The 13626-nt window shown below is 59.6% G+C and carries 11 protein-coding genes; 7 read left to right on the top strand and 4 right to left on the bottom strand.

The window, feature by feature from the left end; all coding sequences use genetic code 11:
• Positions 1 to 201: 201 nt before the first annotated feature.
• Together IPM54_45185 and IPM54_45180 are read left to right on the top strand one after the other, a co-directional pair.
• A complete protein-coding gene (locus tag IPM54_45185; GenBank protein ID MBK9266958.1) occupies positions 202 to 2421 on the top strand; it encodes a hypothetical protein in 2220 nt (739 codons plus the stop codon).
• The gene (locus tag IPM54_45180) at positions 2418 to 3002 is read left to right on the top strand and encodes a hypothetical protein (protein MBK9266957.1); all 585 of its coding nucleotides are present in this window, start codon (positions 2418 to 2420) and stop codon (positions 3000 to 3002) included. Before IPM54_45185 ends, IPM54_45180 begins: the two co-directional genes overlap by 4 nt.
• Before the next feature lie 6 nt (positions 3003 to 3008).
• On the opposite strand, the gene IPM54_45175 is transcribed toward IPM54_45180, so the two are convergent.
• Positions 3009 to 3731, bottom strand: a complete 723-nt coding sequence (locus IPM54_45175) for a PspA/IM30 family protein (protein ID MBK9266956.1) — start codon at positions 3729 to 3731, stop codon at positions 3009 to 3011.
• A gap of 788 nt (positions 3732 to 4519) precedes the next feature.
• On the opposite strand from IPM54_45175, the gene IPM54_45170 reads away from it, so the two are divergent.
• On the top strand, positions 4520 to 5860 hold the full coding sequence (locus IPM54_45170; GenBank protein ID MBK9266955.1) for a cytochrome P450: 1341 nt from the start codon (positions 4520 to 4522) through the stop codon (positions 5858 to 5860).
• A 201-nt stretch (positions 5861 to 6061) separates the two neighbouring features.
• Here the strand turns inward: IPM54_45170 and IPM54_45165 are convergent, their stop codons facing one another.
• The 3 genes from IPM54_45165 to IPM54_45155 form a co-directional block, all read right to left on the bottom strand.
• Positions 6062 to 6286, bottom strand: coding sequence for a hypothetical protein (locus tag IPM54_45165; protein ID MBK9266954.1), 225 nt, complete (start codon positions 6284 to 6286; stop codon positions 6062 to 6064).
• A gap of 5 nt (positions 6287 to 6291) precedes the next feature.
• On the bottom strand, positions 6292 to 7206 hold the full coding sequence (locus IPM54_45160) for a diiron oxygenase (protein MBK9266953.1): 915 nt from the start codon (positions 7204 to 7206) through the stop codon (positions 6292 to 6294).
• Positions 7207 to 7391: 185 nt separating this feature from the next.
• Positions 7392 to 10148, bottom strand: a complete 2757-nt coding sequence (locus tag IPM54_45155) for a pyruvate, phosphate dikinase (protein ID MBK9266952.1) — start codon at positions 10146 to 10148, stop codon at positions 7392 to 7394.
• 958 nt (positions 10149 to 11106) lie between these two features.
• On the opposite strand from IPM54_45155, the gene IPM54_45150 reads away from it, so the two are divergent.
• From IPM54_45150 to IPM54_45135, 4 genes are all read left to right on the top strand, one after another.
• Positions 11107 to 11595 carry a hypothetical protein gene (locus tag IPM54_45150; protein ID MBK9266951.1) on the top strand — a complete coding sequence of 163 codons (489 nt, stop codon included), beginning with the start codon at positions 11107 to 11109 and terminating at the stop codon, positions 11593 to 11595.
• 203 nt (positions 11596 to 11798) lie between these two features.
• Positions 11799 to 12533 (top strand): hypothetical protein, encoded by a 735-nt coding sequence (locus IPM54_45145; protein ID MBK9266950.1) that lies wholly within the window; start codon positions 11799 to 11801, stop codon positions 12531 to 12533.
• Between the two features lie 54 nt (positions 12534 to 12587).
• Positions 12588 to 12773: a hypothetical protein gene (locus tag IPM54_45140; protein ID MBK9266949.1), complete on the top strand. Its 186-nt coding sequence runs from the start codon at positions 12588 to 12590 to the stop codon at positions 12771 to 12773.
• A 64-nt stretch (positions 12774 to 12837) separates the two neighbouring features.
• Entirely contained in the window at positions 12838 to 13623 is a 786-nt protein-coding gene (locus IPM54_45135) for a hypothetical protein (GenBank protein ID MBK9266948.1), read from the top strand.
• Positions 13624 to 13626: the final 3 nt, after the last annotated feature.

Raw genomic sequence — 13626 nt, 5'->3', positions numbered from 1 at the left:
GCGCATGTTACCGCGTTGCTTGCCCTTGGCAAGCTCGTAGGACACCGCGATCCGTAGGATGGATCCAGCACACAACGAGCCGACGTTTCACAGACTCGCAAGGCCCGGTGAACCAATTCGTTCGCCCGTGGGACGATGGATCGACTGTTGGGCGTTCTCGGGGTGCAAGAGAACCGGTACGGTGCGTTTGGGAGAAGAACGATGCGGGGTTTCTGGTGTTTTCCGCTCTTTGCAGCAGCGGTTTTGGCAGCTTGCAAAGGCGGGGAAGGACAAACGGACGTCACGGCAAAAGGGCCGTCTTCGGGCGGGAGCGCAACGCCCGTCGCGAGCGTCGACGCTTCACCCGTGAAGGACAAACCGAAGCCCGTCACGCTCGTCGGTAGCACGATCGCTCGCACGCCGCAGAGCGATGCGCTTTACGTCGCCGACGAAGATCGAGGCGTCGTGCATCGAGTGGCGATGCCGATCGACGTGAACAACCGGCCGCTCACGATCCCGATGCCCGGACAACCCGCGGAGCTGGTGGTGCTGGGCGACAAGGTGCTCGTGACGGTGCGCAGCGAAGGGGCCATCGTTCCTGCGGCCGAAAAAGCGGCATCGAACGACGCGGAAGCCGCCGCGAGCGCGTCTGCCGGCGCATCCGCGAAGGCTCCGAGCGCGCCCGCGAAAACGGGGCCCATCATGGCAAAGCAGGTCCCATCGGCGACGGGGCCAGGGCTGCTTTTGGTCATGCGTCCCGACCCGGAAAAAGGGCTCGTGCAGGTGTCGCGAACGGAGCTCCCGGAAGATGCGTGGGGCGTGACCGTGACGCCGGACGAATCGTTGGCGCTCGTAACATCGCCGTGGACGCACAAAGTCACCATCGTCGACATCGCGTCGGGCAAAGTGAAGGCCACGATCGACGTACCGCGTGAGCCGCGTCGAGTGATCGTGCATCCCAGCGGCAAGTCGGCGTATGTGACGCATCTCGTTGGACCGGATCTGACGCGCATCGACGGGATCGACACGGATGCGCCGACGGCGCACGCGGTCAAGCTTCCGCCGACGCCGGCTCGCACGGCGCCGCTTTCCAAACCGAGCGCATCTTTGGCGTATTCGGCGACGCTTTCGCCCGATGGCAAGAAGCTCTTCGTGCCTCGCCACGCGCTTGGAACGACGGGTCCTCAGGTTTGGCTGGGTACATCGGCGGTCGATGTGCTGCTCACGGCCGACGATTCGCCCCTGTCGCCGCCTCGCACGGACAAACCGCGTGTGGAAACGTCGAGCATGGACGGCAAAGTCACCGTTCATGACGAACAAACGGGTGGGGAGGGACCGCGTGCCGAGCCAAACCCCTTCGTGCAGCCGCGAGCAGTCGTTTATCGCAAAAAGAAAGACACGCTGCTCGTCGTCTCCGAAGGACTCGACAAAGTCGTGGAGCTACATGCGCGCACCATCGAACCGGCCATGTTCGTGCGAGCAAATTACGCGATGACGATCGACAAGGACCCGAAATATGGGTTTTCGAGTGGTTGTGCTGCTCCATCGGGCATAACGCTTTCGGACGATGAAGACACGGCGTGGGTATTTTGCCGAGCATCGGCATCGATCGTGGTTTTGAGCCTCGAAACGCAGGGTCCGCGGCCGTGGGTTCGTCTTGCGGACGATCCGCTCTCCGAATTGGCTGCTGCTGGACGGCGACTGTTTTACAATGGTACGGACGAAGTCACGAGCGGTGGAATGGGGTGTGCTGGTTGTCATCCCGAAGGTCGCGACGATGGCCACGTTTGGCACGAAGCCATCGAATGGGAGGACGAGCGGCGGTTTTTCGCGGGCAAAGACAACATCCCCGACTGGCCGAGCGATCCGCAGCGTGGTGGTTTTGCTCGCCAAACTCCGATGCTCGCGGGACGTCTGGCCGCCGAAGGGCCTTATGGTTGGCACGCGGAGAGCCCGCATTTGACGCATCGATTGACGGGCGGTTTTCGGCTGCATCGATGGGGATCGTTTCCGTGGGGGCATCACGCGAAAGAATTGCATGATCGAGCGATGGCGATTCGGGCGTTTTTGCGCGAGGGTCTCGCGCCTCCGCCGCGACGCGCGCGTGAATTGTCGGACGAAGAAAAGAAGGGCAAGGAAATCTTCATGCGCGTCGATACGAAATGCGCCGGCTGTCACGTGCCCGAAATGGATTACAGCGACCGCGCCAAGTATCCCATTTATGCCAAGCTGCCGACGCCGAAGGATTTCGACTACGATGAAGTGACCGAGTTCAAAACACCGTCGCTCCTGTTTGTCGGAGGAACGGCGCCTTATGCGCATGACGGGCGATTTTCGACGCTGGAAGAGCTCGTCGATTTGAACGAAGACCGCATGGGCAATACGAAGCAATTGACGAAACCCGAACGAGCGGCCCTCGTGGCTTTCTTGAGGACACTATGAAAAGCAGCAAGATTCGTCTTGGAACCACGATGCTACTGCTGGCGACGGGGACGCTCTTCGTATTCGCAGCCAATGCCGAAGACGCTCAGGCGCCTGCCAATGCCGATTCCGCCGATGCAGGGGCCGCGGATGGCGACGCCGATGCAGGTCCGCCGCCGCTCCCCGCTTTCGATGCATTGCCGTTTCTCGAGGAAAAGTCGGCACGACCCACGAAGGATGAATGGAAGAACGCCCCCCAGGTGGCTCTTTCCGAAGGATCGATGCCCGGGGTGGGTTTGTGCAAATACCAACGTCTTCGCGAATGGATCCGGATTCGTTGTTCTACGACGACCGCCAAAATCACGCTGATGTGTGGAAATAGCGAAGACGTTTACATGCAGCTCGATCCGTTACCCGAAGAATGGGGCATCTTTCCGGATGGCGGGGAACTGGTTTTTCCTGTACGCCGCGGTGACCGACGCCTGTTCGAATGGCAAGGTGTCGAATGGGGTTACAGAGGGGCAAACACCGCCATCAACTTGCTCGTGATTTCCGAAATGTGGCTTCCCGGCGACGACAAACCCGTCGTCATCGCCAGGTAACTCGCTTCATCCAATCCGGATCTTCTTCTTCAGCGCCGCAAGCTCGTCGTCGATCTCCGGATTGCTCGACTTGCCGCCGTCGCTCGATGTGCTTCCGCCGCCTTCGAGTCGCGCGAACTTCGCTTCGAGATCCACATCCGACATGCCGTGCGGTCGCAGGGCATCGTCAATTTCGCGCGCCGCCGCAGCCTCCGCCACTTGCCCCTCGATCTTGTCCTCCATCCGCCGAAATTCAGCGAACGCACCACCCGAGCTCTTCGCCCCCAAGCTCTCCGCGCCGCCGCCTGCTTTCGCTTGCTTGATCTGCGCCGCAAGCGTTCCCTTGCGCGCTTCGAGCTCTTGCTGCTTGTCTTCCATGCGCTCGAGCTCCCGCTTCATGTTCAGCGCGGCTGCTCGCTGCTCCGCTCGCAACGCTTCGGCGCGATCACGATCGGCCACGATCTTCTTCTTCTGCACGAGCGCTTCGCGTGCGAGCGTTTCGTCTTCCGCCTTGAGCGCAAGCTCGGCTCGACGCTCCCACTTTTGCACTTCCGCATCGAGGTCATCGACCTTCTTGCGCAGCACTTTTTCCGCGGCGATCGCTTCGACGAGCTCTTTGCGCGCCGCGCGGATCTGATCCTTCATTTCCTCGACGATCAGATCCACGGACTTCTTTGGATCCTCCGCCTTGTCCAACAGCGCGTTGACGTTGCTCGAGATGACTTTGCCCATCCGGTCGAAGATGCCCATGCACGCAAAATGCCCCGCCTTGGGGTCGGAGTAAAGTGACTGCGTGCGTTTGGTCGACGCGACGGCGCGCGTTTTGCGACGGCGAGGGCGGAGAACCGCAGGTCGCAAGGACAAAAAAGAGAGAGCCTGCTCTACGGTGGGGGGGGCTGACCGGAGCAAGCTCTCTGCCCGTAGATAGAGCAAGCAGCGGGCCAATCTGATCGGAACGCAATTTCAAGGAGTTACGACGGATTGTGCACGCAACCGGATCGCACATTTGCACGATGGGCCATTGCACGTTGCAGATCCGAGACCAGCAGCCTCGGCAGCACGCAGGTCCAGACGTGCTCGTGACGATGCCTTGCGGCATCACGCGAAGGGCGGACCTCGCAGCGCATCCTGGATAGGTTCGTCCGGGCGCAACCGTATCAGAGGACGCCGCGACAAACCGTATGCATCACGCGCGCGCTATCGGTGTGCCGCGGCGCTCGAACGCACGGACAAAAAAGAGAGAGCCTGCTCTACGGTGGGGGGGGCTGACCGGAGCAAGCTCTCTGCTCGGTACATAGAGCAAGCAGCGGGCCAAGCTTCGCGGTCGTATTTTCAAGGGCTTAGGCGTGTCGTTTGCGGTGGTGCATCGCAGATTTGAAGGATGGGGCTGAAAAGTTTTGCAAGATTGCGCGTCGCTCGCGCCTTGACCGCACCATCACACTCGGCGCAGGATTTCCCCAATGTCGATCAGCCATTCAGACCAAACCGAATCATCGCACCCGTCCGATTCCCGCGCGTCGTCGCAGCGGCCTTTCCGCGTGCGTGGTCCCAAAGGCTTGATGCACGCCTATTTTTTCAAGCGCATCCTCGAAAATTACGCCACCGCGGACCTCGAGCTCTTCCGTCGCTACGGCGACGTCGTTCGGGTGGTCGCTCCAAGCGCACAGACGTATTTTTTTCGCCCGAGCCATGTGCGGCACATTCTGCGTACCAACGTCCTGAATTATCGCAAGAGTATCCATTACGACATGCTCAGACCCATCCTCGGTGATGGCATTTTCGTCAGCGAGGGCGATTTGTGGACGCGGCAAAGGCGACTCCTTGCCCCCGAATTTCGCGAAAACGCGGTGGCCCGATTCATTCCTCCCATCGTCGATTGCGCCGAAAAATTATTTGCCGAATGGGACGAGGCGCGGCGGCGTGGCCCCATCGACGTGACCGCGGACATGATGCGCCTGACGCTTTGGATCATCGGGCGAGCGATGTTCAGGAGCGAATTTCTTCGCGAAACCGAAGTGATCGGGCATTCGCTCGAGGTTTGTCTTGCCCACGGAACATTGCAAATGATGTCGATGGGCCTGTACAAGGACTGGCTTCCTACTCGCGGCAATCGCGAAGCGCGAGAAGCCGAGCGAGCATTGAACGATGCAATCAATGGAATGATCCGCCGCGGCCGCGCGGGCGATTTGGGCACGCACGACGTCTTGTCGCGCATGATCCTCGCCCGTGATCCCGAAACCGGTGCAAGCATGAGCGACAGGCAATTGCTCGACGAAACCAAATCATTGGTCCTGGCCGGGCATGAAACGACGAGCCTCGCATTGTCGTGGGCATTTTATCTGCTTTCGAGCCACCCCGAAATTGAAGAACGTCTGGTCGAAGAAGCAACGCGCGTCCTGGGGGATCGCACGCCGACGGCGCAGGACGTCCCGCAGCTCGAATACACCCGGCAGGTATTCTTCGAAGCAATGCGACTTTATCCGCCCGTACCGGCGGTGACGCGTAATGCAGTGAGCGCCGATGTCATCGATGGTATTCGTATCGAGCCCGGGGCACTCGTGGCCGTCGTGCCGTACGTCACGCACCGTCATCCTGAGTATTGGACGAATGCCGAACGATTCGATCCCGACCGTTTTTCCGAAAAACGTAGGGACAGCATCGAGCCGTACAGCTACATGCCGTTTCTTTTGGGAAGGCGTCAATGCCTCGGCGAGCACTTCGCAATGCTCGAAGGCGTGCTGCTATTGGCGATGATCGTGCGCCGTTATGCGTTCACTCGCGTTTCGCGCGAACCCATTGAAACGCGCCCCATCAGCACATTGCGTTTTGCCCGACCGCTCGTGATGCACGTTGCCGATCGCCGCGCGCAAGGCCGGTAGACAAAAAGCAGAGAGCCTGCTCAACGGTGGGGGGGGCTGACCGGAGCAAGCTCTCTGCCTATTCCCTTAAGCAAGGGTCGGGCCAATCCTTACGGACGAGATTTCGCGAGGTTGCGGCCGTCTGAACGTGCCTAGGGAACGCAAATCTGAAAGGTCGGGGCGCAACAGTGAAACAGGAGCAGGGACGTGTTGTGGCCGAAACTACTCGTCTCTGGCACCATGTAACAAGGCTTGCGTTCGAATGGCTGCCCCCAAAGCTTCGAGCAGCCCTCCACGTGTCATGAGCTCTTTGCCGAGTTTCAGCCGATCGTTGGGCGTTTTCACCTCTTTGATGCCCAAGATCGGCAACGTTTGCGCAAGCAGTACGCGTGCTCGCTCCGGACCAAGCATGTGACGCAGCTTCATGACCGCCGGATCTTCTGCCATGGCCGTCACCTGAACCCTTCGGCCTTCGTTTTGATGCGATCAGCCGCTTGTGGCGAGATCGTCCTGACGATTTCTTCGAATGCTTTGTTGGTCATGCCCGAAATGAGAAACGTATTTCGGTACGCAGCATGTTGCGACGCGACGATGGCTTTTGCGTCCGCGTCGGAGAAGGTTTGTCCGAGTGCCTCGGAAAGCGTTTGCAGGTCGAGCTGTGATTGCGTGAGCAAGAGCCCGTCGAAAGCATCCAGCAGCTCGATGTATTCGTCGAAGCACGTCGCAATTTGTTCGGGACCGACGGCATCCAGGAGTTTGTCGAGCTCGAGGGCGTCGATGCGCGCGTGTTGCGCTTCTTCCATCCAATGATGGCGCAGCAAATCACAGAAAAGTGGATCCAGGTTTTGATTACCGCGCACGGATTCCGTGTAATGCGCTTGCGTCATCAGTTCGAGGTGCAGCGTCACGAGCGTCACGGCCAGGGTGCTCTTGCCGAGAATGACGCCTGCCACTTCGGCGGCAGCTCCCAAAAGGTGGCACTTGTGCCCGAAATCGCGCTCGAACGTCGAACAATAACGCCAAAATAGCTGTTGATGCTTGGCTTCTTCCTCGGCGAATCGGACGAGCGCCCGGACGGCGAGATGATCACCGAAAAGCTCGGCCTGCGCGTGCTTGACGGCCATTGCGGTGATGTATTCTTCGACGAAAGCGAAGAGATTCAGGTAAGAATTGCCGGAGATCTGATTCAACATGAGCCGCTGCGCGGGAGTAAGGCACGTGAGCCGCTCGATCGAAAATAATCCTTCGGGCAAAAAGGGTCGGCTGAAGTCGATCTTCGTTTCCGGGGGCATCACTGCATCGAGTTTCCAGGCAACCTTCTCGGAACTGCGAATGCAGGAAGCGTAATCGTAGTTGAGCTGCAACATGTTGGTCAGAATCCCTCCGCGAGTGCGGATACTACATTCCGTCCAACACGCTTTGCAACCGAACTTTGCGACGTTTCGACATCGAGTCTAGACGTATCGGAAATGGGCTCGGGTGCCCGCGAAGTGTCTACCGCGCACGCTGAGCCTGCGGGTAGACACCACGAGCACGAAGCCGCCGGATCGACTCAATCCGTTCTTCCCACGGTCGCCGCACTTCCTTCGGCATACGCTGCTTGCGCCGCCGCCAAACGCGCAATGGGCACGCGCATTGGCGAACACGACACGTAATCGAGTTTTACCTTCTCGAAGAACCGAATCGATGCCGGGTCTCCTCCGTGCTCGCCACACACGCCGCATTCGATCTGCGGCCTCGTCTTGCGACCGCGCTCGCATGCAATCGCCACGAGCTCGCCGACGCCTTCCGTATCCAAGCTCGTGAACGGATCCTTCGGCAAAATCCCCGCTTCGACGTACGCGCCCAGGAATTTGCCCGCATCGTCTCGCGAAATCCCCATCGTCGTTTGCGTGAGATCATTCGTTCCAAAACTCATGAACTCCGCTTCTTCGGCCAGCTCTCCCGCGCGCAGCGCCGCTCGCGGCAGCTCGATCATCGTGCCGAACATGTACGGGACCGTAAGATTTTTTTCCGCGAACACTTCGGATGCGACTCGTTCGATCGTCGCTCGAGCAAGCTGCAGCTCGCGCCTGGTCATCGCGAGCGGGATCATGATCTCGAGCTTCGGGGGCGAGGCTTTCTTCGCTACTTCACACGCTGCCTCGAAAATCGCGCGCGCCTGCATTTCATTGATCTCGGGATACGTGACGCCCAATCGACACCCACGATGTCCGAGCATCGGATTGAGCTCGTGCAGCTCCTCCACCTTGCGCACCAGTTCGGCAGGACGAACGTTCATCGTCTTCGCCAAGTCTTCGATTTGCTTGCGCTCGTGCGGCAAGAACTCGTGCAGCGGCGGATCGAGCAAGCGAATGGTGACCGGGAAACCGGCCATCTCCTCGAAGATCGCGATGAAGTCTTCACGCTGGAACGGAAGCAGTTTGGCGAGCGCGCGGCGGCGCGCATCGACATCGCGCGACAAGATCATCTCGCGCACGGCTGCGATGCGTTTGTCATCGAAGAACATGTGCTCGGTGCGGCACAGGCCAATTCCTTCGGCGCCAAACGATCTCGCCGTCTTCGCATCGGCGCCCGTGTCGGCGTTCGCGAGGATCCGCAAGCGACGTACGGAGTCCGCCCACTGCATGAGTTGTTCGTACTCGGCCGACAGAGCAGCGGGCGCCGTGGGAATTGCGCCGAGGTACACCGAGCCCGTTGCACCATCGAGCGTGATGATGTCGCCTGCGCGTACTTCCACGGTTTCCGTAGGCTTTCCGGCAGCGTCGTAGACCGTCACGGTCATCGTTTGCGTCTCATAACCGACGGCGATCGCCGAGCAGCCAGCGACGCAGCACTTGCCCATGCCGCGTGCGACGACGGCCGCGTGGCTCGTCATGCCTCCACGCGCTGTGAGGATTCCGTTGGCTGCCTTCATCCCGTGGATGTCTTCGGGCGACGTTTCGGCACGCACCAAGATCACGGGCAAACCCTGACCCGCGCGACGTTCCGCTTCGTCCGCATGAAAGACCACCTGACCACTCGCAGCACCGGGGCTCGCGGGCAAACCTTTCGCGAGCAGCTTTTTCGGAGCTTTCGGATCGATCGTCGGATGCAAAAGCTGTTCGATCGATACGGGATCGACGCGCATCACCGCTTCGCGCTGATCGATGAGCCCTTCTTTCACCATCTCCACGGCGATGCGTACGGCGGCTTTGCCCGTGCGTTTGCCGTTGCGCGTCTGCAAAAGATAGAGCTTGCCCGACTGCACGGTGAACTCGAGATCCTGCATGTCGCGGAAGTGTTTCTCGAGTTTGTCTTGGACACGCATCAACTCGGCGTGTGCTTCGGGCATGCGTGCTTCGAGCGACGCTTCGTCGTTGCCTGTGCCGCGTGAGACCGGGTTCGGCGTACGTACGCCTGCGACGACGTCTTCACCTTGCGCGTTCGTCAGCCATTCGCCGAAGAAGCGGCGTTCGCCCGTCGATGGATCGCGCGTGAACGCCACGCCCGTGCCCGAGTCGTCGCCGAGGTTTCCGAACACCATCGCTTGCACGTTGCATGCAGTGCCCCACGATTCGGGGATGTCGTGCATTTTGCGGTAGGTCTTCGCGCGTTGATTGTTCCAGCTTCGGAACACCGCAACGATGGCACCTTCGAGCTGCTCCCAGGGTTCGTCCGGGAACGGTTTGCCCGTGACGCTCGCGACGATGCGTCGTTGTTCCTTCACGAGCGAACGGAGCGTTGCTTCGTCGAGCATCGAGTCGGGAAGTTTTCGTTGCAGCTCGGCAACCGTCAGTCTTCCCGCTTCGATCCCCATCGTCGCGGCCGCTTTGCGCCTGGCGATCTCGAGCGCTTCGTCGAAATGTTTCCGCGGCACGTCGAGCACGATGTCCGAGTACGTGACGATGAAACGTCGGTACGCATCGAGTGAAAACCGTACGTTTTGCGTGCGTTTTCCAAGGCCCTCGGCGATTGCTTCGTTCAGGCCGAGGTTCAGGATCGTGTCCATCATGCCGGGCATCGACGCGCGCGCGCCCGAGCGAACGCTGACGAGCAGCGGATTGTCCACGTCGCCGAAGCGCATCCCCACGAGCTGCTCAATGCGCTCGATGGCGCTTTTCGCTTCGCTCATGAGGCCGTCGGGAAGCTTTTGACCGCCAGCAAAGAACGACGTGCAGACTTCGGTCGTGATGGTGAAGCCCGGGGGAACGGGCACATCGAGTCGCGTCATCTCGTGCAGGCCCGCGCCTTTGCCGCCGAGCAGCGCCTTCTGTGTACCTTCGCCATCAGCCTGGCCGCCCCCGAAGAAGTAGATTCGCTTTGCCATTGCATCCTCGCCATCGCTCGCGCGCCCGAAGCTCGCTTTTCGCGTGCCATTCCTGGCACTGTTACCGGGCCGAACGCAAGGGAATTGTGGCTCTGCCCGATAGGTGGCGCGACGTGACGAAACGATGGCGACAACGTCCAGGCGATCCGTACGTTCGAGTCATCGAGAGAGGGCGAGGGGAGAGAATATGTATTTTTGCGGGGTGTCTCATTCGAGAACCAAGCCCCAAGAATCGATACGCACGGATGTTCGCTTCGCATTGCGGAATTCTCATTGGATGCTGTGTGGTCATGGCTGCGACTTGGACGGCCGTGCGTGCGCATTGGGCGAGATGTGAATACCATTGCGATGGGCGCCGTTCCCATGCCCCTACGGAACGCACCTCGGTCATGACGAATTTTTTGTATCGTCATCCAGTGCATTCATTGGTCAATAGGAACGTTGCCTTGGCCGATGGGAATCGAATCGATCAACCGAGGGACATTTCCTATCGCAATGGGAGTCACTTCCTCGTCGATGGGAATTTTTTGTAGCCGCCAACTTGCCGGAACCATCGCGCTATGAAAAATTTTCATAGCACAATGAAAATTGTGTCGGGCGATTGGTGCAGCTCTTTGGCCTATAGGAAAAATTCCTAGGCGTCGACTCTCCACAAACCAGCGGTCATGCATGACTGTGGCGCGAGGCACAAATGTTGGTGGAAGACGAGGTGATTGCTCCTTGGTCGATAGGAAAATTTCCTAGTCGCCTATTTGCTGAAGGTATCGACCTATGAAGCGGATGGTGTGCATGATGAAAATGGTGTCGTGACCGAGGAGAAATCTGTATTGCGACCGACGTTCGAGGGCAGTTTCGACATTGTTGACGTAGCGGCGTGCGAAGGACTTGCACTGTACCCCGCAGTTGTGTGATGGTCGGGAAGTTCCTGGCCTTTGCTGGGAGAGAAAGGTGAACCATCGTGAGTGATCCCAAACATCCGAAAATTGGGGACGTGGTCATCGATGCGTCGGGTATCCCGCTCATCGACAGCACGCCCGAACGCATTCGTCAGTTGACGAAGCTGCGTGATGGTTTCGAGGCTGTCGTGACGAGCATCCTGCAACTCGCTGCCGCCGATGTGGAGCGCGCGGGGTTGAATCCGGCGGAGATTCAACGGTTGAAGATATTGTCGGACGACGAAGCGTATCTTGGTCAATTGCACGCAGCTTCGCAGAAATTGACCGAGTTGCTGTATGAAACGCGCATGGAGCGACGGCACGAGATCGGAACGCTGCTAGGTGAATTCGCCGCCCAGTCACGACGCCGCGGGGATCGCGCCGCCAACAAGCACGAAGTGCTCGGGCCCGTGGCCACGTTGCTCGAATACCAATATGGCCCGGCCAAACAAGCGGCGGCGACGAAGGAAGCGGCACAAGGAACCGGGAACGATCCTGGCAAGGAGCCGTGAGCGATTGCGTCGCAATTCCAAATGCTTCGATCCACGAGCGTCGGTGATTGCCGTATCGTGAGCCTCTGAAGCGCTTTCCCTTGCAGAACAGCCGCCCTATGTGCGATTCATTGCTTCATGCAAGCAATGAAGAGACACCATTCGATCATGCTGAAAATTTGACCGAACACAAAGCATGGACGAATACCTTGAGGAGAGCAACGATGCTTTGGATGAAACATGCGATAGTGAACATGATGCGGATGGCCCTGAGTTGGATGTCCGTGATAGGTGTTGCGGCATGCCTCATGCTGGCATTTGTACCGTTCGGATGCGCGGGCTCCATTGAGACGGCTCCATTACGATATCGTGAGCAGCATCAGAACGCGCGTCATCTCCTTCCTGACATCACGGTCGAGCGGTTGCAGGCGTGTGTTGAAGAACATGCTTCCCAACTGGAACCGCAGCCATATCGAGTAGAAGCGAAAGTGCAGGTGGACCAGGAGGGTCGAAAGCAAGACATCGTGGTTGGAGGCATCCCGGACAGCGCGCCGGATCTTGCGGCGTGCACGCGCATCGCGTTGCGCGACATGGCACTCCCTGGGTCGTTACGACAATTGCGTGGGGAGGAAACGATTGGGATGGCGAACGGGCAAATAGTACCGAGAGGTAATGAAATCGGCAATCCGATCGTGTTGGTTGAGCTCGGGTCTGCGCTAGCGGAATTCGTTGCGGCGCATGGGGGGCGCATGGTTATCTACGCGGTGACGGTGGAGGTGATGGGAGGGCTCGCCGTGCTAGCAGTCACCAAACTCAGCGAAAGATGTCGCAAAGTGAAGGAACAGTGCATCGCATCATGTACAAAGTCTACCCTGCCGACAGGAAGACTCCATGGAATCCCATTTCATCGATGCCTTCGTGAATGCATGGAGGCCGCGGGGTGCTTTTACAACCCGTGACCGTAATAAGGAAACATCATGCAGCGAGAAATAGCAACGGAAATACTGGCACTCATGCTGGAATACTCGGGCAAGCTGGATCGATCGGTCCAACTCGTGAAAGATACGTGCAGCGAGGAGGAATTCATCGACTACCGGACGGCCGTCGGCACCATTATGGGCGAAATGTATACAGAGATCATGTGGCCCATTTTTCACGACCATCCCGACCTCGAACCGGAGGAAATGAAGCCGCAATGACGTGGCGGGGCTCGTTTGTCACGACCACATTGACACCACGACCAATGTGGTCTAGGCGCGGCCGATGATCGAACGCACCACCCCTCTCTTCGGGTGCCTGGTCTTCGACCGAGACGCCATCGTGCGCGCCGCGCTGCGTGCCTACGTCGAAAGCTGGTTCGCGGACCTCCCGAATGGCCTGTGGATGCCAGCCGCCGAGATCGCGTGGTGGACAGGCGATCTCAACGCGGGTGCCCTCCTCAATGATGACGGCTGCGGGGACTACGAGGTCGTCGCGTGGACCGAGGCGGGCGTCGTCGGCCTCGGGTTCGACCTGGGCCTCGGTCCGATCGAGCAGCTCGACCTCCCGGTCGACGCGGTGACGGGTGGTCCGGACGATGTGCGCGGGGCCGTGCCAGGGCTTCCCGGGGAGTTGGAGCCCGCGTTCGTCATGGCCGTCGGGATGCTCGTAGTGGGAAATCATGGGGAGAAGCTGGCGGGCGCAGGCTTCTGGCTCTACGGCGATCGTGGAGGAGGCACGCTCTTCCTCGCCGACGATTTGACGCTGGCCTGGGGCACCGAGCGGCTGGCCGCGTGGGGCTTGCTCCACAATGGGCGGCTGCTGCCGCTGGATTGTGATCCGCGCCCCGGGGCGATCGTGGTCGACTACACCCGCCCCGAAGACGTTCACTTCAACGCGATCATCGACGCGGTGGTCGATCGGAGGCTGCGTGGCCCCACGGAGCTGACGCCGGACGAACTTGCGACGCTCATCGTCCGCGAGCCGGATCCCGAGAAACTGCTCGCCGTCCAGCGGAGGCTTCAGGAGGTGGGCATCACTTGGCCCAATTCGCCCCAAATCCCCGATTAGCTC

Source organism: Polyangiaceae bacterium, assembly GCA_016715885.1.
Lineage (GTDB): Bacteria > Myxococcota_A > Polyangia > Polyangiales > Polyangiaceae > Polyangium.
This window is presented reverse-complemented; position numbering and strand designations above follow the sequence as displayed.